Origin of the sequence: Arenibacter nanhaiticus (assembly GCF_900141935.1) — a bacterium.
Taxonomy (GTDB): Bacteria; Bacteroidota; Bacteroidia; order Flavobacteriales; family Flavobacteriaceae; genus Arenibacter; species Arenibacter nanhaiticus.
This window is the reverse complement of the sequence record NZ_FQYX01000035.1, coordinates 1-25,168: the sequence shown is the minus strand read 5'-3', so window position 1 is coordinate 25,168 and position 25,168 is coordinate 1. Positions and strand designations below refer to the sequence as shown.

General features: G+C 34.9%; 19 protein-coding genes. All 19 read right to left on the bottom strand.

Annotation, left to right across the window (positions count from 1 at the left end):
- Positions 1-391 precede the first annotated feature (391 nt).
- The 19 genes from BUA16_RS15935 to BUA16_RS15845 all read right to left on the bottom strand — a co-directional run bounded on the left by BUA16_RS15935 (position 392) and on the right by BUA16_RS15845 (position 24,223).
- Positions 392-2,776 carry a GumC family protein gene (locus BUA16_RS15935; protein ID WP_072765741.1) on the bottom strand — a complete coding sequence of 795 codons (2,385 nt, stop codon included), beginning with the start codon at positions 2,774-2,776 and terminating at the stop codon, positions 392-394.
- 1 nt (position 2,777) lies between these two features.
- The gene (locus BUA16_RS15930; protein WP_072765740.1) at positions 2,778-3,542 is read right to left on the bottom strand and encodes a polysaccharide biosynthesis/export family protein; all 765 of its coding nucleotides are present in this window, start codon (positions 3,540-3,542) and stop codon (positions 2,778-2,780) included.
- A gap of 139 nt (positions 3,543-3,681) precedes the next feature.
- Complete coding sequence (locus BUA16_RS15925; protein WP_072765739.1) at positions 3,682-4,389, bottom strand: WecB/TagA/CpsF family glycosyltransferase; 708 nt, start codon at positions 4,387-4,389, stop codon at positions 3,682-3,684.
- Positions 4,390-5,475 carry a glycosyltransferase family 4 protein gene (locus tag BUA16_RS15920; RefSeq protein WP_072765738.1) on the bottom strand — a complete coding sequence of 362 codons (1,086 nt, stop codon included), beginning with the start codon at positions 5,473-5,475 and terminating at the stop codon, positions 4,390-4,392.
- Position 5,476: 1 nt separating this feature from the next.
- Positions 5,477-6,751, bottom strand: coding sequence for a glycosyltransferase family 4 protein (locus BUA16_RS15915; RefSeq protein WP_072765737.1), 1,275 nt, complete (start codon positions 6,749-6,751; stop codon positions 5,477-5,479).
- Positions 6,742-7,386 carry an acyltransferase gene (locus tag BUA16_RS18260; protein ID WP_084668529.1) on the bottom strand — a complete coding sequence of 215 codons (645 nt, stop codon included), beginning with the start codon at positions 7,384-7,386 and terminating at the stop codon, positions 6,742-6,744. Before BUA16_RS18260 ends, BUA16_RS15915 begins: the two co-directional genes overlap by 10 nt.
- A gap of 2 nt (positions 7,387-7,388) precedes the next feature.
- The gene (locus BUA16_RS15905; protein ID WP_072765736.1) at positions 7,389-8,288 is read right to left on the bottom strand and encodes a phosphotransferase; all 900 of its coding nucleotides are present in this window, start codon (positions 8,286-8,288) and stop codon (positions 7,389-7,391) included.
- 8 nt (positions 8,289-8,296) lie between these two features.
- The gene (locus BUA16_RS15900; protein ID WP_072765735.1) at positions 8,297-9,583 is read right to left on the bottom strand and encodes a hypothetical protein; all 1,287 of its coding nucleotides are present in this window, start codon (positions 9,581-9,583) and stop codon (positions 8,297-8,299) included.
- A 6-nt stretch (positions 9,584-9,589) separates the two neighbouring features.
- Complete coding sequence (locus BUA16_RS15895; RefSeq protein WP_072765734.1) at positions 9,590-10,708, bottom strand: glycosyltransferase; 1,119 nt, start codon at positions 10,706-10,708, stop codon at positions 9,590-9,592.
- Positions 10,709-10,710: 2 nt separating this feature from the next.
- The gene (locus BUA16_RS15890) at positions 10,711-11,793 is read right to left on the bottom strand and encodes a glycosyltransferase family 4 protein (protein WP_072765733.1); all 1,083 of its coding nucleotides are present in this window, start codon (positions 11,791-11,793) and stop codon (positions 10,711-10,713) included.
- A complete protein-coding gene (locus BUA16_RS15885) occupies positions 11,793-12,596 on the bottom strand; it encodes a glycosyltransferase family 2 protein (protein WP_072765732.1) in 804 nt (267 codons plus the stop codon). The genes BUA16_RS15890 and BUA16_RS15885 overlap by 1 nt, the downstream gene beginning before the upstream one ends.
- 5 nt (positions 12,597-12,601) lie before the next feature.
- Complete coding sequence (locus BUA16_RS15880; RefSeq protein WP_072765731.1) at positions 12,602-13,939, bottom strand: hypothetical protein; 1,338 nt, start codon at positions 13,937-13,939, stop codon at positions 12,602-12,604.
- Positions 13,927-15,300: an MATE family efflux transporter gene (locus BUA16_RS15875; protein ID WP_072765730.1), complete on the bottom strand. Its 1,374-nt coding sequence runs from the start codon at positions 15,298-15,300 to the stop codon at positions 13,927-13,929. Before BUA16_RS15875 ends, BUA16_RS15880 begins: the two co-directional genes overlap by 13 nt.
- A gap of 152 nt (positions 15,301-15,452) precedes the next feature.
- Positions 15,453-16,403, bottom strand: a complete 951-nt coding sequence (locus tag BUA16_RS15870) for a GDP-L-fucose synthase family protein (protein WP_072765729.1) — start codon at positions 16,401-16,403, stop codon at positions 15,453-15,455.
- Between the two features lie 103 nt (positions 16,404-16,506).
- Positions 16,507-16,893, bottom strand: coding sequence for a GxxExxY protein (locus BUA16_RS15865; protein ID WP_072765728.1), 387 nt, complete (start codon positions 16,891-16,893; stop codon positions 16,507-16,509).
- Positions 16,894-16,959: 66 nt separating this feature from the next.
- Complete coding sequence (gene gmd / locus BUA16_RS15860) at positions 16,960-18,078, bottom strand: GDP-mannose 4,6-dehydratase (RefSeq protein ID WP_072765727.1); 1,119 nt, start codon at positions 18,076-18,078, stop codon at positions 16,960-16,962.
- Positions 18,079-18,082: 4 nt separating this feature from the next.
- Positions 18,083-19,105, bottom strand: a complete 1,023-nt coding sequence (locus tag BUA16_RS15855; RefSeq protein ID WP_072765726.1) for a mannose-1-phosphate guanylyltransferase — start codon at positions 19,103-19,105, stop codon at positions 18,083-18,085.
- Between the two features lie 3,567 nt (positions 19,106-22,672).
- Positions 22,673-23,134, bottom strand: coding sequence for a UpxY family transcription antiterminator (locus tag BUA16_RS15850; protein ID WP_072765725.1), 462 nt, complete (start codon positions 23,132-23,134; stop codon positions 22,673-22,675).
- A gap of 54 nt (positions 23,135-23,188) precedes the next feature.
- Complete coding sequence (locus BUA16_RS15845) at positions 23,189-24,223, bottom strand: MraY family glycosyltransferase (RefSeq protein ID WP_178338904.1); 1,035 nt, start codon at positions 24,221-24,223, stop codon at positions 23,189-23,191.
- Between the last annotated feature and the right edge of the window lie 945 nt (positions 24,224-25,168).

Sequence of the window (25,168 nt, the reverse complement as noted above, 5' to 3'; positions counted from 1 at the left end):
TCAGCCTAGATTTTTTTGGTTCGTTTTTTCATCAATGGAAAAAATGAACTGAAAGCGGAATACTGAGGCTTTCAAGGACTGTCCATAAAAAGAAAAAACACCATTTTTATAAAACCCTATCCATGCTAAACACTTTAAACCAAGATAAAATAAATGCAGAAAATATCTTGATAAAAGCACGAAAAATATTGTTAAAAGTATATTTGAAGTGTGGGTATGATGGGAACAAAGAGATAACGGTGGATGTGGAAAAATAGGGGAGAGAAGGAGTGAGATTAGAGAGGGGAGTAGGTCGTGAAAAGAAAAAAACAATACCAAAAAAAACGCTCTATCAACAAAAAATGCTGATAGAGCGCTAAATATTAAAAGGGAAAAAAGAAGAAGAAGAAAACTAACTTCTTTTTAAAATACGCTTATACCAAGGAGCAAGCTGTTGCTCCTCACTATACCCATACCCATACCCATACCCATAATTATACCCATACCCATAGCCCTTGCCTTTTCCGAGTCTTACATCGTTGAGTACATAGGCCATATTGATCAGTTTTTTGTTTTTGTTGAGGTCTTTGGAGAACTCCAACAAACGTTTGTCGGTATAGCCGGCCCTGGTGACAAATAGGGTGGCATCTGCATGTTGAGAGATTAGTAGGGTGTCCGTTACCAAAATGGTAGGGGCCGTATCTACAATGATATAATCAAATTCTTTTTTGGCGGCGGTTATGAATTTTTCAAACCCATCACCCGATAACAATTGTGGAGCATTGGGAGGGATGCTTCCCGAAAAACAAACCTTATGGTAAGGAATTTTGTTGTAACCTTCGTGAATGCAATCTTTCCAATTTAATTCCGGATTATGCAGGTAGTCTGCCAGTCCCTGTACGTTTTTATCGATATCAAAGTAGTTATGGAGCTGTGGATTCCGTAAATCTGACCCTACTAACAACACCTTCTTTTTAATACTGGAGTATGCCAAGGAAAGGTTAAGGGCCACCAAGGTCTTTCCTTCCCCTTTTATGGTAGAAGAAACATAGATCACCTGACCTTCGCCTTTTTCCTTTTTAGGCAATAGATAATTGACGTTAGTACTTAGGATACGGAACGATTCAGCCAAAACAGAGCGGTCATCGGCATCCATAAAACTTTTGTTGTCTTCAATAAAAGGAATCTCGGCTAAAATTGGAATCTCTGGGTTGGCTCTTTCGATAGTGACCCTGTCCTGGATTTTAGTGTCCAATAAAAAGATGATATACAATATACCAAATGGTAGCATTAGTCCGAGGAGTAGTGATCCTGCCAATATAATTTGTTTTTTAGGGGCAACAGGGGCATTACTAGTTAAGGCATAATCTACTACTTTTAAAGAAGGAGAGGTTACGGCCAGACTAATGGCAGCCTCTTCGCGCTTTTGTAATAATATCAGGAAAAGATTTTCCTTAATACTCTGCTGACGTTCTATGGCACGTAGCAATTGCTCCTTTTCTGGCAATTTAGAAAACTGACTCCCTGCCAAACGTTGTTGTTGTTGCAATTGTTTTAGGGAAACTCCCAATTGCTGTTGGTAGCCGTTGATAGTCTGACTAATATTTTCTTTGGTACGGTCTAATTGGCCGGTAAGTACCATGACAGTAGGGTTATTAGCACCAGCACTTGCTTTTAACTTCTCTCGCTCTAAGACCATTTGGTTGTAGTCCTTCACCAAGCCGTTAATACTATTATTTTCTAAGCCAATATCTGCCGGTAAGAGCTGATAATCCGTTTGGCTACTCATGGTTTCCTTTAACAGTTTGGAAAGGGCGATCTGTGTTTCTAATTTAAAAACTTCCTCTTCCGAAACAGCTTTTTTCTGTAGGTTCACACCTGCATCTGCCTCAATAAAGGAAAGGTTGTTACGTTGTTTAAACTCTTTTTTGTTGCCCTCTATAGAATCTAGTTCCTCGGACAAATAAATAAACCGATCGTCTATAAAATTCAGGGTATTCTGAGACACCATTTGACGGTCTAGAATCCCATCTCGGTTAAATTTTTCAATAGTGGTATTCAGGATAGCCTCCGATTTGGCTATGCTTTGACCAATGAGAGAGAGCGACAAAATATCACTGTTCTTATTGGTGGATTGAACTTGCAAAGAATTCACCAATTTCATCACTGCTGCCTTTTTAGGAAGGAGTACTATCTTATAGCTATGGTTTTGGTTTATGGCTTGAGGGGTATGTTCATTGAGGTGAAGGCTAAACGGTAGATTAGCTACTGTTCCCTTAGGATCCCCGTAAGGCAGGGTATAGGTATTTTTGTCCTCATCCGTTACTGTAAAGGCGGTAGCCCCTAGGGTAATATTGTATTCTAAAGGTTTATTAATTTCAGCACCTCCAATGTTTTTTTGAACCCTAAAAGGAGGATTCCATATCTCCGTAGTTTTTAGCGTTCCTACAGCATAATAGGCTACATTTAATTGGAGTTCGTCTACCACCTGGCTTAACAAACGGTACGATTTTATAACCTCCACCTCATTGTCCAGGTTTACTTGCGACTTCCCACCCAACAGGGATAGGGCATCGGTGGCAATGTTCATTTCCTTGGACTCGTCTATGATTTTTATTTTGGCGACCGATTGATAAGTCTCGGGTACGTATTTAATATACACTACACCTAACCATATAGCCAATACCGAAGTTGCCAAAAACCAAGGCCAGTACGCCAAATACTTAAATAAAATCTCTTTCAGGTTTAAAGATTCTTCTTCTTCAAACTGCTGGGAGTTATAGGGAGCTTCGTTCATTTTATCGGGTGATTAAAACTATAGAGGTTAAGAGTAAGGAAAGTACAGAGACAAGGGTGCCTGTATTACCCACAAATCCGGCACTTTTTACTTTGGGACCATTGGGGTTTACGACTATAAAATCGTTGGGTTTTATATAGTAGTAGGGGCTGTTAAACCAATCGGTGGTTGTTAAATCTATATGGGTGACGGTGCGTTGCCCATTTTCTTCTCGAATCAATAAGACATCCTTACGTTTTCCATTAATCGTCAAATCTCCTGCGTAGCCAAGTGCCTGTGGAAGACTAATTTGCTGCTCGGTAAAGCTATAGGTCCCTGGCCGTTGTACCTCTCCCAAAACTGTCACCTTGGCATTGAGCAAACGTACACTTACTTTGGGTTGATTCAAGTGCCCACCCTTTTCTAACAACAGTTCCAATTCCTGCTCTAAGGCGGCAGTCGTTTTATTGGTGACCGTTATTTTTCCCAATACCGGAAACGTAATACTCCCATCTGTAGCCACCAAATAGCCTTGTAGTTTTAAAAGTTCTATATTGGAGGCATTGGTATTACCAAGAGGCTGCACATTATAGGGCATGGCCGTTTCTGGAACTAAGGCCGAAACTTTGATGTCTAAAATATCGTTGGGTTGAATTTTGGCAGCTTCGTATTTAATATGTTGAGCCTCCAAGGTGTTGGCATCTTGCAGATAGAGGATGTCCTTTTTGGTGGCGCAAGATTGGAACAATAGAGCTATCAGTCCCAGGACAAATAAATAGTTTTTCATTTTTTGGAATGGTTTTTTCAGTATTTACTGAAAATTTTAAACGTGCAAAAATAGGGATTTCCCATGAGTTAGTCAAGGCATGTATAAAATATACATGGCTTAATGAACTAATTGAACATTAAGTTTTTTGAGGTTAAAGTTAATTCTTTAATTTTGCGTGAAGTACAGATTTTATAAAAAGAGGAGTCGAAATAAAATTCCGTCTCCAAAGTCGTTTAGGTTCTTGTAGTAATCGTGGAAGCCACTCCAACCCTAGTTTTATCCATATGGGATGGGAACGTTTCACTGTACCTGCATAGAAATCAAAAACAGCACCTATAGAAGTAATAACATTTACATCAAGACTATCTTTATGTGCATGTACCCATTTTTCTTGTTTTGGAGCGGTCATTCCAACAAATAATATATCGGGTTGAAAATTATTTACAGAAGAAATCATTTTTTCTGAGTCTTCCTGTGAAAATGCGGGCTTATAAGGAGGTGAAAAGCTAGCTACTTTTATATTAGGATACTCTTTTTTAATTCGTGCTGCAATTAGATTCAACGTGTTTTGTGCTGCACCTAAGTAAAATATTTTTTGTTGATTTGCATTGGCAATCTCTAATAAACGTTGGTGTATATCTGCCCCTGCAATTTTCTGTATTCTTTTTCCTTTTAAAAATTTTGCTGCCCATACAATGCCTACACCATCAGGTAATAAAACATCAGATGATTTTAAAGCTTGAAAAAAATACTTATCCTTTTTAGCTTCACAATAACTGTGAGGGTTAATAGTATTGATAATGATTTTATGGCGAGGTGGTAGATTGGGATAATCGGTAGCGATAGAATAGCCTAATAAATGCATTTACGTGATATTTTTTAAAATTTTACAAAGGCGATCTTCAAAAGCGCCCGTCGTAAATTTAGAATTATATTTTAATTTGGCCGATTGACTCATTGTGCTACGTAAGTCAGGGTTTAAAACTAACTTTTCAATTTCATTTGCAAAAGCTAGGGCTTCCTTTTTTGGTACGAGAAAACCATTTTTTTGAGATTCTACAATTTCTGGTATCGCACCTTCTATTGTCGAGACAATTGGCAAACCAAATTGCATAGCTTCTAATAAAACCAAAGGAAAGCAATCATTATAGGTTGGGTGTACAAAAATATCTGCTTTTTCAAAAAAAACTAATTTATCGTCTCCGTATTGTTTGCCTGCATAATACACAACATCTGTTAACTTTAATTCTATAATTTTATTTTCAAAATCAACAACACTTATGTCGCCTTCCCCCCCAATAACAGTACATTTAATATCTATATTTTTATTTTTAAGCAAACTACAAGCCTCTAATAATATATATACCCCTTTAGCTTTTAATAAGTTGGATAAGAATAGTATTTCTATAGTAGAAGATTCTTTATTTTCATTTAACCCAATAGGTAGTTTTGGGATACCATTTGCACAATAATGGACATCTGACTTTGACACATATTTTTTAATATCGTAGTATAAATAAGGGGATAACAAAATAACCTGAGCCTTTTTTAAAACTAATTTATATAAAAGATTATCAAACCATTTATTTTGATTATTAATCACCCCTTTATTATGGAAGTGGTACACGACTTTGCACCCTAAACATTTTGCTATTAAGGCTACCAATGCATCCTTATAAAAACCTGCACCATTAGCAGTAAGCGTTAAATAGACTAGGTTTGGACTAAATCTAATACACTCTAAAAACGTATTAAACAAAACATTAAAATAACGAAGCCATTTAATTATGCCTCCTTTGCCTATTTCGTCAACAGATCTAGAAGTGCCCAAATTTATATAACGCCCATTAAAATTATTGTTAATTAACGCACTTTCCATAATATACTTACCAACGATAGCTGCGCCATGAACAGGAGGAGGGTAGTGTAATATATAAAGTATTTTTTTCATCCTATTCTTTATCTCCAACCACTAAGGTATCGTAGATAGTATTTAAGGCCTTAATTTTATTATCCCAATTAAAATCAGCTGCTCTTTGTAGCGCCCCTTTACTTAATGCTGTTCTTTTGTTTTCATCATTATATAAGCTAGTTAAGGCAGCTCCAATATTTACAGCTGCTTTATCGGGTGTGTTAACAGGGATTTTAATCCCACATTGCTCATTAACCACATGGGTAAATCCACAATGATCTAAACAGATTATAGGCAATCCATAAGATAAGGCTTCTAAAGTAACAGTAGATGTTAAATCGCTTATACTTGTGATAACAAATACATGTCCTTTTTTCATTATATCAATTGCTTTAGGCTGTTCAATCCAACCATACCAACTTATATTTTTAATATCAAGATTTTTGGCCGTATTTCTCCATGATGAAGTCATTTCTCCTTGACCTAATACATGTAATTCATAATTTAAACTTACTTTATGCAAGGCTTTAAGCAGTAATGGCAAGTTTTTTCCAGGAGTATGAATACCACTCCAAACTATTTTTAAAGGCTTGTCTGGATTTCTTAATACAATATCTTCAATGTTGTTCTTTTCTTGTCCAACTTCACAAATAGTTATTGCATCTTGATGCCATATTTTTTTAATTATCTCCGCATTACTTGGGGTCGCAGCTATTAAAGCATTATTAGGTCGCTTTGCTGCACGTTTTGGGCGAGATAAAAAGTTTCTTTGCCAAAAGTTTATAAAATTTCTACCAGAATAAAATAGTAAGCCTTTAAATCCAAGACTTGGCAAAAACGCCCAAGGTGAGTTCTCTAAGCCACCAATTGGCCCCCACACAAATGGCTTATTAATTTTCCAAAGAAAACCAGGCTCCCGATAGCCTACCATATTAAGCTGATGTATCAAGTCAAAATTTTCTTTAGCATCTAATGATAACGCCAATTTATATACTTTTTTTTGCCACCCTTTATAAAACCAATAATAGGAAGGTGGCCAAATTTTACGAAGCCTTTTATTGCGATGTTTTTCTATAAAGTAAAATTTTAAATTTTCTTTTAATTCCGGATGCGCCTCTAAATATTCCGTTATAGGTTTTTCCCATTTATGCTGCTCTACAATAACATGGACTTCATGAAACTGGCTTAATCCCTTTACAAAATGCCATCCCATACCTGGTTCAGAACCACGATTAGGACTACAGGCATAAGCAGACACTAGTATTTTATACTTATTAAAACACGATGTTTGCTGTTTACTTAGCTTTAGTCCCATTGTACATTTTCTTTAATGACTTCTGCAGGATGTCCTGCAATAATACAATTAGGTATATTAAATTGATTTCTTACAACCGAATTTGCAGCCACAATACTACCGGATGGGATAACAGACCCTTTATAAATCTTTACACCACAACCAATCCAAACTTTATTCCCTATAACAATATTATTTTTTGAGTCTTTTTTATTTTCATAATGTACTTCATGAAAATCATCATCTAAAAATTGACAATCCCATGATATAATACAATTATCTCCAATTTTTAAACCATGCATAATTATCAGTTTTGTATTTGCATTAATATAACCACCTTTACCGATTTGAACCTTTGCATTTTCTCCAATATCAAATCTGCAACCACGCCCTATTGAATAGTCGCTAAGTAGTTTTAATTTACCTTTAATATTTAAAATGGTCACATCAGAACTACTCATAAAACCCACATAATCAACCCCAACTTTTAAGTTATAGTCAGTTTCAATATTAACTACGCCCGAAATTTCAACCCTTTGATGAGAAAAAATATTTTTATTATAAAATAGTTTATAATAAAAATATTTTAGTAATAGAAAATAAAAACTTGTATTAGACTCTTTACACTTAGAATATAAATGTGAAAATTTATTCATTTTTAAACAATGTTTTTTATTTTTAAGTAATAATTAAGTAAGTCATCATTATTATTCGCTTTTGCTAATTGAATTTTTAAATTACAGAAAGACATCAAATATTCATACCAATTTTTAATATTAAAATAATTAAAATACTTATCAATTATATCTGTATTTACCGAAAATGTTAATTCAATTGACTTTTTTGGTTCCAAAAGAAAATTTGTTTGAAATATAAATGTAAACAAATCATAACCTAATGGATAGGTACCAGCCATTTCCCAATCATAGACTAAAAGTTTACCGTTTTTTTTCATTATATTCCAAGGACAAAAATCACCGTGTGCAAACACCGATATTTTATCCGTCTTATAGTTTTTAATAGTATTAATATTAAGTTCAGCCAAACTATATAAACATTTTAAAATAGATTTATCTAAAACCGAATTAGCTAACCTATCTCCTTGCAGTACATCTGTTTTTAAAAGCGTACCTAGACTTGATTGATGGAAATCTAATATCTTTGGAACAAAATCTAACTGTCCTAATTGATCTAAAATAATATATTCGTTATTCACATTGCTTTGTGCTAGTGTACTTACCCCATATTTTATAAAAAAATAATCTTCAGCTTCCCAGCCCAATCCTGTTATTTTTTGTTCTGGACCCGGTGTACCTGTGTTAAAGGCCATAATAACATCTTCACCAATTATCTTTCTAATTTTAGTTTCCGGTATAAATTTTTCAATGTTATTTATAGAAAACAACCTTCGATACCATGCAAGGTTTCTAAACAACCCCCAAGATAACTTCCCAAAATTAGTATATGGTTGATAGAAGGATAAAAACACTTGATGCTTAGTGAAATCCAAAGGAAAAAAGTATTGAGGACGATGGGGATGAAAGTAACAGTATTTCATTTATTATTCTAAAGGTTTATAGACTTAAAGCGCACTGCCATATTATTAATTATTACTCTAATTGCCGAATTTGACGAATTTTCTATAGACTGCCCAGTTTCTATCCAAACCGCACGATTATGAGACGCACAAAATGCCTTTAGCTCGGCAACTTGTCTTTCTACTTCTTTTAGTGGTAATTCTGGTTTGCGTTTATGTATAAGTGTAGCATCTGCACCTAAGCAAAGTATTATATCTGGTTCTGGAATGATAAACTGACCTAATTTAAACAGCCATTTAGGAAGTTTTATCCTACTTCGTTTAGGGTCTATTATATAGTCGTAATAATAACGATCAAAAATCCAAACACAAGAGCGTATCGCTTTTTTAGGCCATACTTTTAAATAAAAGCCAAAAGTATAATCTACCATATAATACGACCAACGCATTAATGACCCTAAATAACCTGACGTTTTGCTACCGTGTGGATTAGTCACTGGGCCACTATAACTTTCTTTTTTCCCGGATAAACGGGCTATACTTGGGATTTGATTAGGGCGCATATGTTCGTAATACACGGCGTTATGAAATGCATCATTTAATATTGGCTTAATATTATCAATAATAGTGCTTTTTCCGGAACCATCTGTACCTAAAAATGCTATTGTAAAACCAGGTTGCTTAACTAGCCTATTACATTTGTTTTTAAAGCCAGAAAATTTTGAGCGATTAAAATTCTTTTTACTAATGTTATATAATTTTTTACAATGTTTAGCATCAAGCTTATTTAAATTTTGATTTAAATAAGCAACAAACTCCTGAGGAAACTGACTTAAAAGCTCGGTTTTGATTAGAGTGTTACCATATTGCTTTTGTAACTCTGTAATATATTTTATATTACAAATTTTATTATTTAAGATTTCTTTTAAAAACGCTAATACAGCACCCGTTTTAGGGTTTAGAACTTGTACACCTTGAAAAATAATTGTATTAGCAAATAAGACAGAAGCTGGTATTAGCTCTTTACCTCCAAAAAAAATAGATTTATTGAAAGCATCAATTTGCAAACCCCAATTTACACCAAGTAAACAATATTTTGGACACCTTTTATCTTGGATAAACGAAACTAACTTTATATTATATTTTTTTACAAATTCCCTTAAAAATATATTAAACAGTTCTAAATCGTCATTAAATATAAGAATATCTAAATCACTCCCATTAGTAGACTCTGGAAGTGCTTGATAATTACGTAATACACAATAGTTTATTTCGGTTTTGTTAAGAGTATAAAAAAAGTCAGTTAAAAAATTCATACAACACTATAGGTTTTCGATTAGAGTATTAAAAGTATCTTTATAAGTAATATTCATTCTGCTTTTTTTAAAACTTCCAAGGTCTCTAAAATTGTTATCATTTAACAATGTGGTGAGAATTATATTGGAAATACCATTAACATCGTAGGGGTTAAATTTATTACCATTTATGTTTTCCCTTATTAAGCTTGCTCCACCTGCTAAATCAGATGTTAGCACATAACACCCCGCCAATAAAGCTTCATTAATTACAGCACCAAATACTTCAGAAGTACTTGGTAATATAAAAACACCAGCTGTAAGATACCATGCTAGTAGTTCTGTGCCTTCAAACCTACCCGGCAAAACGACATTATTTTCAAGATTTAATGAGACAATTTTTTCTTTAATAAAGCTTTGTTCTTCACCGGAACCCACTATAATTAATCTTACGTCGTTGTAGTTAGCTACAACTGGCTTAAAAGCCTCCAATAATCTTTCAATATTTTTAATCTTAACCAAACGCCCTACAAAAAGAAAGGTTTTTTTATTTTCTAAATTATATTGTTTTATGTACTTTTTTGAAGTTTCTATACTTGCTTTAAGTTGTAAAATATATTTATCTTCACGTCTTATAATTGGAAAAATTAATAGGTTTGTTTTTATTTCTAGTTTATTCAAATAATATTCTTTAACTGTGTTATTTGTTAAAATCACACCATCTAAACGCTTTAATAAAAACGATCGCAAATGTTTTTTAAAAAAACTAACATTTATAGCAGACTCTAAACTATCATCACAAATTGTATGAATTTTAAATTTTTTATTAAAAATAAATCTAGTTGATAGCACCAAAAGTATTATTGGGTTATACTCAGGGCAAATGATAATATCTGGATTATTGTTTAAAATAATTTTAGTAACTCCAAATCTTAAAGAACGTCCCTTGAAATTTAAGCCCTTTCTTAGATAGTTACATTTAAAATTTAATTGTTTTTGCAATTGTTTTTGATCAAACTTTTGATTCATCAAATTTGAATTGAAGAAATAATATTTGGCGACAAAAGCTTCGCTTAATGAATTAAAAAAATCAACCCGATAAGGTGCTAAGGCTGGATGAATAACAAGTAATTTTTTTTTATTCATATTTAATTGGAAAGGATTTTTATATATAAATCTTCATAACTTTTAGTATATTTCTCTATTGAAAAATTTTGAGCAGCACTTTTCTTAGCATTGTAAGCTATTTTATTAGCGAATTCAGAATTTTCCATAACCTTTAATATTGCATTTACCCATTCTAGTTCATCGTGTGGGGATACTACTAAACCATCCACTGCATCACGGACAAGTTCTGGTAAAGCACCTGCATTAGATACTATTATTGGCTTTTCAGCAAACATAGCTTCTGCTACCGCAATACCAAAACCTTCTTTATAACAAGGGTGCACATAAATATCACAATTATTTAAAAGCCCTCCAATATTTTCTTGATAGCCTAACAAATGGATATAGCTATCCAACTGTAATGCTTTTATTAGTATCTCTAATTCCTTACGCATTGGCCCATCACCAGCTACATATAAATGTATATCTTGTTTTTTGTGTTGATTTATAATTACCCCCAAAGCTTTAATTAAAATTTGTATATTTTTAATAGGGATTAATCCAGATATACTCAATAAGGAAACTCCTTTTTTGTAGGTTAAAGTGTTTTTGGCATCTATTCTTTGTTCAGTTCCATTATATATAACCTTGCTTCTTTTGTGTTTTAAAAGCGGAAATTGTTTTTGTTTTTCATTTTTCACATAATTGGATATAAAAACAAAATAGTCGATTTTTCGATATATAAGCCCAACAATATAGGCTTTTAACTTAACCGGTTTGATTGAGGATTCAAATGTTACCAAAAGTTTAATTTTAGGACGAAAAAGTTTAATAAAATATCCTAATGTTTCACCTATTGAAAATTGAGTTTGAATAATATTTATTTTTTCTGTATCAATAATAGAAAGTAATTTTCTTATATGTAAGAAAATATTTCTACCATAAAATCCTTCATAAACACCCCCTCCTGTAGCAACAAACTTTGATTTGAACTCAGAAAAGGAATTATGATATACATATACTACAGACCTGTTACTCAGGTGCTTCATCAAGTCTAACGTTTTTTTTGGCGTACCTCCATACAAATTAAATGAAGACAAAATATATAATATTCTTGGTTCCATTAATCAATTCCTTTTAAAATTTGTACTGTTTTTCTTAACCAAGAAATTCTTCTTAATGGCTCTGTAAGTATCAAATAATAACTATCAATATTCGCTGGACTCAAAGTACGCCCCCCATAACTCTTTCTTATAGAAATCAATTCTTTAGCGAAATTACAACTCCCTTGTGCGGTTTTTGCGTTTGCTTGAATTCTGAATTCACCTAAACTTTCATCTAAATATGGTATAGTTTTCAATTTAGCAATACGTATAAATAAATCATGATCCATAGCGTAGTGGATATCTTCATTTAAATACCCTATTTTATCGAGTACTTCACGCTTAAAAAACATTGAGTTTTGGGTTATTCCTTTAGCATGATTAAGTAGGAAGTCAGAAGAATAAGCTTTAGACTCTATCGTTTTTAATCTATGACCATGTTCGTCAATTATTACTTGATTTCCTACTATACCTATTTCGTCAGGTTTATTAATAAAAAATTCAGCAACTTTATGTAACGCCCCAGGCGCAATACGGTCATCTGAATTAAACCAACCAATTATTTTTCCTGTGGCTTTTTTAAACCCTTTATTTAAACCATCACTTTGTCCTTTATCAGGTTCAGATACCCAGTTTAAATGTTTGTCATATTTCTTAAGTACATCTATAGTGTTGTCTGTAGAACCGGCGTCTATAATAATATGTTCAATATTTGGATAGTTTTGGTCTAGAACAGATTTAATATTATCTTCAATAAACTGTCCTTGATTATAGGAAACAGTTATAATAGAGATTTTTGGTAAGGTTATTGAATTAGGATTCATATAATTTATTTTATTAAAGATTTTTTTCTTTGATACATTTTATCATTATAAATAATAAGCATCAATAAGAAGAAAATAAAAAGGTATTGATGGTAATAGGTAAAAATTTTTGTTTGTACACCATTAAAAATTTCAGGGATAGTAATACCTAATATCATTAAAGAAATTAATGATATAAATTTATTTTTATTATGTAGATTTTTTAATCCATAAAATAAGAAAATTAAAACTGGTAATAATCTAATTATAATCCCCAATAAGCCTTCTGCCCATAACACAGGTGCTAATAAAGTGTCGTCCCCAACTACAAAATCATATTCTCCTTTTCTAGCTTCTCTTATATAACCATTACCTAATATTAAATTATCGTTCTGTTCTATACTATTATATGCCTTAGATATAAGATCTAATCTCACCTTAAAAGTACCTTCTTCGGTATAATTTGAAGCACTAATACTTTCATTTTGGTCAAAGCCAAATTTATTCACTATTCTTCCTATATGTGCTGGAAAAACCAAGAATCCTATAATTGAAAAAAGAGATAATAAAATTAAAGCTTTAAATATTTTGCCTCCTTTTATTTTGATATTTGATATAACACCTAAAGAATATATAATAATAATAACTAAAAAATAAACTATAATTTGGTTACGTACAATAGTTAAGATAGTTAAAAGAAGAGGAACAAACCACATCCAATGTTTTTTAAAATTTGAAACAGTAAAAAGTGTTAATATGGCAAATGCAAATAAAAATATATTGTAATCTGGTATTGCATTAAGATTTTGGATTATTGTTACCCCTTGAAATTGCTGAAACTCTTTATTTGAATTAGCATAAAAGTTCACACCAGTTATATTGGCTATAATATACAGTATGCCCTGAATAAGAGTGACAGTAAATAACCAATAAAAAAAGCGATACAACCTTTTATTATCCATTTTTGAAGCATATAATAAAAACCCAAGAGTTATTATTGGATAAAAGAAATTGGTTCTAAAAATAGTTACAACTTCAGTCCAAATTATATTCTGAAAAAGTAAAGAGTGTAGTATTTTAAAAAGTAAAAAAAAGCATAATAGCAAGAGTAGTTTAGCACCTTTAATACGTTTAAATTTTTGAATATATTTAAAATTTAAAACAAGGTACAATACGCCTATTAATAAATAAAATAATCTTATATCAACAAAAAAGCTTCTATCTATAAAATTAAAAAAACTAGATGGAATTGCAATTGCTGATATAAAAAATAAAACATCTTTAAAAAGATGTTTTTTAGAGGTTGTTTTTTTTAACCCTGGGAGCATTAAGGGTGTAAGTTTATTAGATCCTACCTTAGCCATAAGCCCTTTGCTGTTTTATTTATTATTTTATGATATTGAATTATCAATACAATAGAAACTATGGTAAGACAAGAAACAGTTGCAAGTAATACTCCAAAACCACCAAGATTTAATACTTTTCCAAAATAAAGAGATAAAGGCAGATTTATTATAGCACAAAAAATGTAAGTATACATTTGTATTTTAATTTTTCCTATTCCATTAGAAAAACTAGAGAATAGAGTTTGAACTGCCATCAACATAGAGTAAACACCCATTAATATAGTTAAGTTACGAGACACTAAAACTTGATTGCCTATCCATAACTTATAAATTATATCTGAAATAAGAACCATAATTAAAGTGATAATTAAGCCACCTAAAATAATAAATGACAAATTTTTTATAGTTTTTTTAATCCAATCAAAATCTTTTTTAACATAAGCCTCTGTTATAGCAGACCAATACGGACTCATTATAACAGTAAACAAAATTGTTAATAAACTAAAATACTTATAGGGTATAGAATAGGCAGTTACTTCAGATGGTCCAAAGAGATGAGAAATAATAAGGTTATCTGAGGTATAAACAACTAATAAACACAACTGAATTACAAAAAAATCAACACCAAGACCTCCAATTTTTCTCAAACTAATTATTTTAATTTTAGAAATTTTAGGCTTTACCAAATAAAACTTATTTTGAAATAGATAAATACTTCCTAATAAAATAGAAATCACAGGTGCTAAAGAAACAATAACAGCATAAGTGTAGAGGGGTGTTTTATTGAAAAAATTAAGTGAGATAAATATTCCACAAATTGAAATTATTGAGCCAACTACTCCTATAATCTGAGTATATGACGGAATTTGATAAGCCTGAAGTATAGCATTTATTGGTTTTAAAGAAAATTGAAGTAAGAAGAACAGAAGTATAATAAAACTTATGTTTTTTAAATTAGATTCACTTACACTGTAAACATTTAAAATCCCCTGAAGGTTTACGTTATAAATAAATAAACTTCCTATTATAAGAATTAGAAGTGAAACAGACAAGATCATAAAGTAAGTTGTACTTACAAAACTCCTTCCTTCTGATATATTTCCTTCTGCCAAGGCAACAGCTAAATAATTTCTCAAACCGTGGGCTAAGCCTAAATCAAACATGCCTGCCCAACTAACTATTCCTGAAATAACTATCCAAACTCCATAATTTTCAACACCTAAATAACTAATTGATAATGGTACCATTAGGTACATTATTAGCATCCCTATTGCTTTTGTACAAAGAGAATTTATAACGTTTTTTTTGGCCTTATGACTACGTTCATTTTCAGAAGAAAATAATCTTTTGGCCTGTGTTTGAATAAATTTAAAACTCAATTGTTAAATATATGTTGGAATTAATAAACAGGCTTTAATAAAGCCTGTTTATTAATTTTAAAATTTTAAAGTTCTTTTGAACTTAATCAAAAAATCAGTTATACTTAATGTGTTAAAATTTCTTAACTACACTCATAACATATAACCAAAGGCTACATTTTCACTTCTTTAAATCTCTCTATATTATCAAGAAACCACTGATAAGTATCCTTAACTCCTTCTTCTAAAACTATTTGAGCTTCCCAGCCGGAAGCTTTTAGCTTATCCACATTCATTAACTTTCTTGGCGTACCATCTGGTTTTGAGGTATCCCAGATGATTTCTCCTGTATGACCAACCGTTTGCTGAATCTGTTCTGCCAAACCTTTTATGGTTAAATCCGTTCCCGTTCCTACATTGTACAAGTGTTCTGGTAATATGTTTTCTACGGCAGATAATACAGCTTGTGCCATGTCGTCCACATGTAAAAACTCCCGCATGGGGCTACCGCTTCCCCATAGCGTTACAGCAGCGTTGTTGTTTTCTTTGGCTTCATGAAACTTACGGATCATCGCCGGCAGTACATGGGATGTTTTTAAATCGAAATTGTCAAATGGTCCATAAAGATTGGTAGGCATTAAACTTACATAGTCCTTCCCAAACTGTTTGCGGATGGCCTCACAGGCTTTTACTCCGGCTATTTTGGCAATAGCATACCACTCGTTCGTTGGTTCTAGGGTGTCAGTCAATAAATATTCTTCCTTTAATGGCTGTGGTGCCAATTTTGGGTAAATACAGGAACTCCCTAAAAAGATAAACTTGTTTACCTCATTCTTATGGGCTGCATCTATTAGGTTGTTCTGTATCTGCAAATTCTCCATTAAAAATTGGTATGGATAATCACTATTGGCTAATATTCCCCCTACACGTGCTGCAGCATCAATCACCACATCTGGTTTTTCAGCCTCAAAAAAGGCATTTACAGCCTGCTGATTCCGAAGATCAAGTTCTTTGCTAGCTTTTCCTATTAAGTTATTATAGCCAGCCGCAGTAAGCGCTCTCCAAATAGCAGAACCTACCATTCCTCTATGACCGGCGATGTATATTTTCGAATTTTTATTCATAGCTTTTTTGTTAGTGTGTAACTTGAATAATATTTTTTGTTTCTAAGATGTTACGATTGATTACGTATTAATGCGAATTTTGAAACATGCGAATTAGGGCGAATTAATGCGAATTTGGGTTTAGGATACGTTTGTATTCCAAGGATTTCTTCCCGAAATTAACAACTATACCTAATCTAGAATTTGTAGCAACCAAATAATTTTTCAACTGTGCCTGTACGGCGGTGTTTAAATATTGGGCTACTTTCAACTCTACTATTATTTTATCGAAACAAAGGAAATCGGCTATATAGTATTTTTTAAGCTTTTCTTCCTTATAATATATAGATAGCTTCGTCTGTCTTTCAAATGGGATTTTACTACTTTGAAATTCTTTTTCTAGAGCTTCCTGGTAGACAGCTTCAAGAAATCCAGCTCCTAATTCGGTATGTACTCTCATACATGCACCGATAATGTTATAGCTTTCTTCCTTGTAGATGATATCTGTCATTCCTTTATTCCCTGTAATTCGTTTTTAAATTAGCATTTAATTCGCGCCCTATTATTCGCGCCTTTATTACTCGTAATAATTCATAATCTTATACCCACCATCTTTTAGGAATTGGTCTTTTTGCATTAGCTTAACGTCGCTTTGCATCATGTCTTTTACCAAGTCTTTAAGATCGTATTTACATTCCCATCCTAGTTTTGTTTTGGCTTTTGAAGCATCTCCTATTAAAAGCTCTACTTCGGTAGGTCTAAAATATGCAGGGTCTACGGCCAAGACTTCTTTTCCTATTTCTAATTGGAATTCTGGGTTGTTACAGGCTTTTACAAAGGCTTTTTCGTCTACCCCTGTACCCTTAAATTCTAATTCTATACCCACTTCGGCAAAAGCCATTCGTACAAATTCACGAACTGGAGTTGTTTTTCCGGTAGCAATTACCCAATCCTCAGCTTCTTCGGCTTGTAGGATCATCCACATCATACGAACATAATCTTTGGCATGTCCCCAGTCACGCTGAGCGTCTAGGTTTCCTAAGTAAAATTTGTCCTGTAGTCCCAAAGCAATACGTGAAGTTGCTCTGGTAATCTTACGGGTTACGAAAGTTTCCCCACGGATAGGTGATTCGTGGTTGAATAAAATACCATTACAAGCATACATACCATAAGCTTCACGGTAGTTTACGGTAATCCAGTAAGCATACATTTTGGCTACGGCATAAGGGCTACGAGGGTAGAAAGGAGTAGTTTCTGATTGAGGAACTTCTTGTACCTTTCCGTATAATTCTGAAGTAGAAGCCTGATAAATACGGGTCTTCTTCTCTAATCCAAGTAAACGTACGGCATCTAAAATACGTAGCGTACCCAATCCATCTGCATTTCCTGTATATTCAGGGGTCTCAAAAGACACATGAACGTGACTCATAGCGGCCAAGTTATAAATCTCATCGGGTTGAATTTCTTGAATCAAACGGATAAGGTTGGTACTATCGGTCATATCACCATAATGCAACACCAAATTACGGTTCTCTACATGAGGGTCTTCATACAAATGATCAATACGATCGGTATTGAACATAGAAGAACGGCGTTTTAAACCGTGTACTTTATAACCTTTCTTTAATAGAAACTCACTTAAATAAGCGCCGTCCTGTCCGGTAATACCGGTGATAAATGCTACTTTCTGACTCATAATATTAATGTAATAATGTTGGCTCTGATGCTTTTGCCTGGTTATATATTGCTTTTACTTTATCTGATTGTCCTTTTTTCATCAAGAAAAGGGTGTCTTTGGTGTCTATAACCAATATATCTTCTATACCTATGCCATATACCGCTTTGTCAGCAAGGGCGTGTGTGTTGTGATTGTCTTCGCCTTCAATGATTTTTAGACCATCTATAGGCTGTTGTTGTTCCTGATAATCGAGTAGGGCATCAAAAGAGCCTAGGTCGGTCCAGAAAAAGGAGGAGGGGACAACCTTTATACGATCGCTTTTTTCAAAGACGGCATAGTCTACGCTCTCACTAGGAATAGCTTCCATGGCATCTAAAGGAACTAGGCCTTCCGAACTTTGTTTGTATGCCTCAATGCTTGAATTATAAATTTCAGGATGGTGTTTTTTAATTTCTTCTAAAAACACACCTGCTTTAAAACAGAACATACCACTGTTCCATAAAAAGTTGCCTTTTTCTAGAAATTCAACAGCCATTTTATAAGCAGGTTTTTCGGTAAAGCGAACCACCGTCTCTTCTTGATGTTCTATATAACCAAATCCCGTTTCAGGCCTAGTAGGCTGTATACCAAAAGTGACCAAATACCCTTCCTTGGCCAAAGTAATGGCTCTTTCTAGGTTTTTTTTGTAAATATCACTATCGCCAATCATTTGGTCCGAAGGGGTGACAAATAAAACATCCTCAGAAGCTACACTTAAACAAGCCAAGGTAATGGCAGGAGCTGTATTGCGACCTATAGGCTCTATAATCTTTTTCGATAGGGGTTGGTTTAGTTCAGCTGCCTGTTGTTTAGCAGCCTCATATTGCTTTTCATTGGTAATGATCATAAAATCGTTTACCAAATTAGCATTTCGCCTTACGGTTTCCTGAAAAAGTGATTTTCCTTTAAACAATTGTAAAAACTGCTTGGGTCTACTTTCTCGGGACAACGGCCATAATCTGGTACCGGAACCTCCACTAAGAATTACATTATAGATTTTGGTCATAGTTTTTTATGATGAAAGCTTTAAGCGGTAGGCTATAAGCTTTGTGTGTTGGTGTAATTTAACTGTAAGCTTAGAAGGATTTCACAGATTAAAAGCGATTACGCTGAATTGCTTTGTTTTTGAGCTCCTTCCACGGCTCCGCCGCTGTGAGTCCCATTGTTGGGTCACGGTAAGCGGGGATGTTTTATCCTGTATTAGGTACAGGGGGTTAATTTTTGTGCTCTTTGAATAAAAGAGGGTCAAATATTTTCAAGCGGCAAATGTACGGAAATAAGATGGGGAGTCAAGGTTGTTATTTGTTATTTATTTAGGGATTATTTAAGGTTTTGTTAGTAATTGGGTTCATGGAACAATTGAGGGATCTATGTGGAAAGGTACCAATGGGGTTTTTGGTAACTGAGGGGCTTATAGCTGTTTAATGTAGTAATTTGAAAATTGGGTTTTGGGTAATTCGTTAATTCGTTAAATCGGGAATTCGTGGATTCGATAAGGCGTTAAATTGGTATTGCTGTAACTCGGTAATTCATTAACTTGATAACAAGGTTAAATCGTTTGGATTCCCCCGGGGCCGTGGGCGCCTAAGGCGTAAAAGGGGAGTAAGGGGGATGTTGGTATTATTCTGTTAGGTAGTCAGTTCCTTGAAAACTATAGAGTTTCAATTAACCCTTCTCAAATGGATTGTAGATAGATGGGGCTTTCTCCTTTTAAAGGACAGTTCTTCATGCCTGAAATTTCTCGTTTTCTTTTCATTTTAGCTCAAGTGGTTTTTATTTGCTTTTTATAGGATTTCGTGAATCTAAAATTTAAGGAAGGTTTTAATTCCTTTGAAGCGATCTAGAAATTTTAGATTTCTTTGCTCGTCCGATGAAACCGACGAAGGAGGTTCATGAATACCTTAATAAAAAATAATATGCAATGAATAAAACGAACAGGGCCGAGAACCGAAGGTACAGTGTACCTTTGGTTAGAGGAGCCGGCCGTAGCCATGGCCAACGCACCAGCTGGCCCCTCGCTACAAATGCAAATCGTTGCATTTTCCGTTCGGTCCTGATGAATTTTTCGACAACGAGGTCGAAAACCGGTTTCAAAACTCCGCGCTTTTTTTCAAATAAAAAAGCTGAATCTCGGAGCTTCGCCAACGCGCCATCTGGCCCCTCGAGGTAAATACAAATCGTTGCATTTCCTTCTCGGTCCTGTGCGAATCAGGATCTTAGCTGCGCTTGCTAGAAAAGGAGTACTCTAAAGTTAAATCATGCGGATTCCCCCGCGCCGTGTGCGCCTCAGGCGTAAAGAGGTTTTAGGGGGGGGATGTCGGTATTTTGCAATAGAGCATTCGTTTACATAATCACTATGAAGTTTCAATTAACTTTTGGCTAATGGATTAGGGATTATCGTTTTATTTGAACTGGCTAGATAAGTTGTTACATGGGGCTTTACTCTTTTAAAGGACATTTCTTGAAAGCTTTAGCTTCTCCAACGCGCCGGCTGGCCCCTCGACGTAAATGCAAGTCGTTGCATTTCCTTCTCGGTCCTTTTCATTTTAGCTCAAGTGGTTTTTATTTGTTTTTTAACGGATTTAGTGAACCGCCAAAAGCGGTTTAGCTCAAGTGGTTGTTATTTTCGTTTATAGGTTTTCGTGAATCTAAAATTTAAAGAAGGTTTTAATTCCTTTGAAGCGATCTAGAAATTTTAGATTTACTCAAGTGGTTTTTATTTGTTTTTTAACGGATTTCGTGAACCGTCTAAGACGGTTTCTTTGCTTGTCCAGGGCCGAGAGAGAAAGGTACTGTGTACCTTTGGATGGAGGAGCCAAGTGTAGCGAGGGCTAACGCACCAGCTAGTTACTTTCTTTAATAAAACTAAGGTTGGTAGTAGTTAGTATGGTTTTAGTATTTAATAAATGGAGCTATATTTTTCTTAAGGACAGCTCTTGATAGCTTCAGCATTCCGCTTTCTGTTCATTTTTTCCATTGATGAAATGCGGAGCATTCATGAATTCCTTTAAAAAACAATAGACAAGCCATGAATAAAAAACGAACCAAAAAAATCTAGGCTGATTTTCATTTTAGCTCAAGTGGTTTTTATTTTTTTTTATAGGTTTTCGTGAATCTCCTTCGTCGATTTCTAAAAATCTACGCACTTTGCACTCCGCACCGCCCAGGCCGCTTTCACTAAGGTGAAATGCTCTTTGGACGGCTTCCGCCACCCGCTGTGAAAAGCACTTGATTTTAAACGAAAATTAAAATAGGCCGGGGATTTTGATTTTAACCATTTGAGATGAGTAGTATCTTTTATTGAAGCAAAAAGTCATATTGGCCGTCAGTCCCGCGGTTTGTTAGGGGAGGTATTGATTACTCTTTTTAACTGCGAAGGCTTAAAAACTAGTCCCTAAAGTTAAATCATGCGGATTCCCCTTTTCGAAGGGGGATTAAGGGGGATGTCGGAATTATAAAATTAGGTAATCGGTTCCTTGAAAATTATAGAGTTTCAATTAGCTTTTTGCTAAAGGATTAGGTTCTGTATTGGAAAATAATAAAAAACACCAATCCTTTTTTTCATTCTATAGGGTTGGGAATAGAAAAGCACAGCATACTCGTAACTAGATAATTCCATAACAAGATAACTTGATAACAAGATAACTCCATAACTGAATACTGGTTATCGACTACTGACTACTTTTTTTTCCTGACCACTGGCGACTGTTTACTGTGCCACTGAACCGTGGGACCATCGTATGGATGGAGGAGCCAGGTGTAGCGAGGGCTAACGCACCAGCTAGTTACTTTCTTTAATAAAACTAAGGTTGGTAGTAGTTAGTATGGTTTTAGTATTTAATAAATGGAACTTTCTTTTATTTAAGGACAGTTCTTGATAGCTTAAACCTTCTCCAACGCGCCGGCTGGCCCCTCGGCGTAAATGCAAGTCGTTGCATTTCCTTCTCGGTCCTGTTCATTTTTTCCATTGATGAAATGCGGAGCATTCATGAATTCCTTTAAAAAACAATAGACAAGCCATGAATAAAAAACGAACTAGGGCCGAGAGACAAAGGTACAGTGTACCTTTGGATGGAGGAGCCAGCTGTGGCGTTGGCCAGGTTGCTAATAAGCCCCTTCATTGGACAATTTTACCACTTTCCACGGCCGCACCGCCCAGGCCGCTTTCACTAAGGTGAAGATGGGCTGCCGGACGGCTTCCGCCACCCGCTGTGAAAAGCACTTGATTTTAAACGAAAATTAAAATAGGCCGGGGCTTTTGATACTAACCATTCTTGATGCAAGCTGCCTTTTATTGAAGAGAGGACATTCAAAAATAATAAAAAACACCAATCCTTTTTTTCATTCTATAGGGTTGGGAATAGAAAAGCATAGCATACTCGTAACTAGATAACTCCATAACAAGATAACTTGATAACAGGATAACAATAGAACCTCATAACAAGATAACTCCATAACTGAATACTGGTTATCGCCTACTGGTGACTGTTTCCTGATCTACCGTTTACTGGTTACTTCTTTTTACTGACGACTGAGCTACTGATTACTGGCGACTGTTTACTGCGCCACTGAACTATATTTCCATTTTAATCACATAGCCCAACCCCTCTAGGACCACCCAGTAGTTGTTGCCGGAGACGTATTGGACGGTGCCGTTTTGGGCTTTAAAGCCCATGGAAGTAAGGTCTATTTTGGTGCCTGGTTGAATGGTTTCTACGGTGAGGTTTTGATTGTTTTTATGGTTTTGAACGGCTTGTAGGGCTTCCACTTCCTCGTCGGTGACCTCTGCGGGTTTTCCCAGCCAAAACATATAGCGAACGGCACCAGGAGCCTGAAAAACTAAAGATCGTTCTTTCTCCGAGATTTGTACCAAGATCATGGAAGGCAATAGAGGTACTTCGACCTTTTTTTTACGATCGCTCCACTGCTTTACCTCTGTTCGTGTCGGGCAATAGGCGGTAATGCCCATGGCGGTTAGGCGGTCGGCGACTTTCTTTTCGTTCTGAGGCTTGGTATGGAGTACGTACCAGGGCATAGGTATTTATATGCTTTTTGTTAAAGGGGGAACTGATTTGGGTGAATGGTATTGTTATCTGAAACTAGGCATTACTAGCTTGATCTTTCCTTGCTGGCGTTCCATTAAAAACGGACATAGGCATAATACCGGGGCTGCCATACAAATAATGATCAGCTGCAGGTTGATGTCGAGTCCGCCTATCGCAAAGGCCAAGATTATCATTACTATATTGATGATACTCACCATAATAGTTGCTTTTTTGTGCTTTAAACCAAGGTCCAGTAAGCGGTGGTGTATATGATTGCGGTCTGCACTAAAGGGAGAGCGTTTGTTTTTGATACGGATGATAAAGACCCTGATCGTATCTAAAAGGGGGAAGGATAGTATGGCCAATACCAGAATAGGGGCATTGCTCACCGTAAAGGCACCGTAGTGGTTGTCCTGATAGGCTAAAAAGCTAAAGGCCTGGAAGGCCAATAAAAAGCCAATGAACATAGAGCCGCTATCGCCCATAAAAAGCTTTCGTTTTTCGGAAAAATTGTAGCGTAAGAATCCGGCCAAAGCACCTATAAGCGTAAAAGATGTCAATATCATAAGGTATTGGTGGTTTAGCAGGGCGAAGATCCCAAAGGTTGCGCTGGCAATTATGGCGATGGCCGAGGCCAGTCCGTCGATACCATCGACCAGGTTAAAGGCATTGACCACAAATACGAATAAAAAGATGGTAAAGGCTACCGAAAACAGGTAGGGGAAATCTCCGAGTCCAAAGAGTCCGCCTAAATTATGGATCCTAAGATCGGTGGTCATCACCACCAAAGCGGCCGATAGAATTTGACCTATTAATTTCTTTCGGGGCGAGAGGCCTATAATATCGTCTTTTACCCCCAGGAAAAATAGAATAATCATGGCCGATAATAGGGAGACGAGTTTTGTTAAGGAGGTAGGGGATAGGTAGGCCAGGCTTCCTAAAATCGTAAGGGCAATAGAAAATGCAACAAATAGTCCTATGCCGCCCAAATTAGGGATTTTCTTTACGTGGGAACTACGGTGCCCCGGGGTAGCCATCAGATTTTTTCTATATCCCAAGAGTATTATAACCGGATACATTCTTATAGAAATCAAAAAGGCTATAAACAGTGATAAACACGCTAAAAAATAGGGATTCAGTAGGATTTGATTGAATATGGACATGTTTAGTGTTATGGTTGATATTTTTTTTAATCTTTTTACTACAAAAAATTGTTGCTTTTTCTGAAAAATAGTTGTTTTATTTTCTGCATATATCTTGAAATCAGCATATTAAAAAACATATGCTGTATAGCAAAAGCGGGGCAAAAATAATACTTAAAATTTTCTTAAACTATCTTCATGCTGTTAAAAGTCATTTATTATGAGATATGATGCTTGGGCACCGAAATTTTTATCATATCCATGATGTTTAGGGCTGTTTTAGGGCCTTGTATTACGAATCTTTTACTGCTTTACAAAGGGTGTTTTGGTCATAGCACCCTATGTGTAGGTGTTTTCTTATGTTTATATTCGCATGAAATCGGGCGGGGGTCCCGTTCTTGGGCAAGGATTTTCCATGGGGAACTTTTTTGGAAGGAAATTTTGCCGCCACAAATAAAAGTTTTGTAGGTGAAATATAATCTTTTTGTCCGTTTAAAGCAGGCTTATTTCGATAAGATGCTGAATGGCTACACTTTTTTCTAATAGCGAGGACAGAAAATGCCTATGAATGGTGGTTTTGGTACTGGTTAACAGTTTGTTATGGTTGGTTTTGGGGTGAGGCCTCCTTGGGACCATGGTATGGATGGAGGAGCCAGGTGTAGCGAGGGCCAATTCTCTCATGGATCAGTAAAATGGTTCTTTCCATTTTCAAAGGACAGTTCTTGTCAGCATAAACAAACCGCTTCTTTGTTCTTTTTTGCATCGCCCAAAAAAGAACGAAAAAACGCTAGGCTGATTTTAATGTTCTAAAAATCTACGCACTTTGCACGCCGCACCGCCCAGGCCGCTTTCACTAAGGTGAAATGCTCTTTGGACGGCTTC

Coding starts and splice junctions, on each gene's coding strand:
- BUA16_RS15905 (WP_072765736.1), bottom strand. CDS start 8,288: ATGAAATACTGTTACTTTCATCCCCATCGTCCTCAATACTTTTTTCCT.
- gmd (WP_072765727.1), bottom strand. CDS start 18,078: ATGAGTCAGAAAGTAGCATTTATCACCGGTATTACCGGACAGGACGGC.
- BUA16_RS15930 (WP_072765740.1), bottom strand. CDS start 3,542: ATGAAAAACTATTTATTTGTCCTGGGACTGATAGCTCTATTGTTCCAA.
- BUA16_RS15915 (WP_072765737.1), bottom strand. CDS start 6,751: ATGGGACTAAAGCTAAGTAAACAGCAAACATCGTGTTTTAATAAGTAT.
- BUA16_RS18260 (WP_084668529.1), bottom strand. CDS start 7,386: ATGAATAAATTTTCACATTTATATTCTAAGTGTAAAGAGTCTAATACA.
- BUA16_RS15880 (WP_072765731.1), bottom strand. CDS start 13,939: ATGGCTAAGGTAGGATCTAATAAACTTACACCCTTAATGCTCCCAGGG.
- BUA16_RS15895 (WP_072765734.1), bottom strand. CDS start 10,708: ATGAATAAAAAAAAATTACTTGTTATTCATCCAGCCTTAGCACCTTAT.
- BUA16_RS15890 (WP_072765733.1), bottom strand. CDS start 11,793: ATGGAACCAAGAATATTATATATTTTGTCTTCATTTAATTTGTATGGA.
- BUA16_RS15885 (WP_072765732.1), bottom strand. CDS start 12,596: ATGAATCCTAATTCAATAACCTTACCAAAAATCTCTATTATAACTGTT.
- BUA16_RS15865 (WP_072765728.1), bottom strand. CDS start 16,893: ATGACAGATATCATCTACAAGGAAGAAAGCTATAACATTATCGGTGCA.
- BUA16_RS15900 (WP_072765735.1), bottom strand. CDS start 9,583: ATGAATTTTTTAACTGACTTTTTTTATACTCTTAACAAAACCGAAATA.
- BUA16_RS15870 (WP_072765729.1), bottom strand. CDS start 16,403: ATGAATAAAAATTCGAAAATATACATCGCCGGTCATAGAGGAATGGTA.
- BUA16_RS15850 (WP_072765725.1), bottom strand. CDS start 23,134: ATGCCCTGGTACGTACTCCATACCAAGCCTCAGAACGAAAAGAAAGTC.
- BUA16_RS15855 (WP_072765726.1), bottom strand. CDS start 19,105: ATGACCAAAATCTATAATGTAATTCTTAGTGGAGGTTCCGGTACCAGA.
- BUA16_RS15845 (WP_178338904.1), bottom strand. CDS start 24,223: ATGTATCCGGTTATAATACTCTTGGGATATAGAAAAAATCTGATGGCT.
- BUA16_RS15925 (WP_072765739.1), bottom strand. CDS start 4,389: ATGCATTTATTAGGCTATTCTATCGCTACCGATTATCCCAATCTACCA.
- BUA16_RS15935 (WP_072765741.1), bottom strand. CDS start 2,776: ATGAACGAAGCTCCCTATAACTCCCAGCAGTTTGAAGAAGAAGAATCT.
- BUA16_RS15920 (WP_072765738.1), bottom strand. CDS start 5,475: ATGAAAAAAATACTTTATATATTACACTACCCTCCTCCTGTTCATGGC.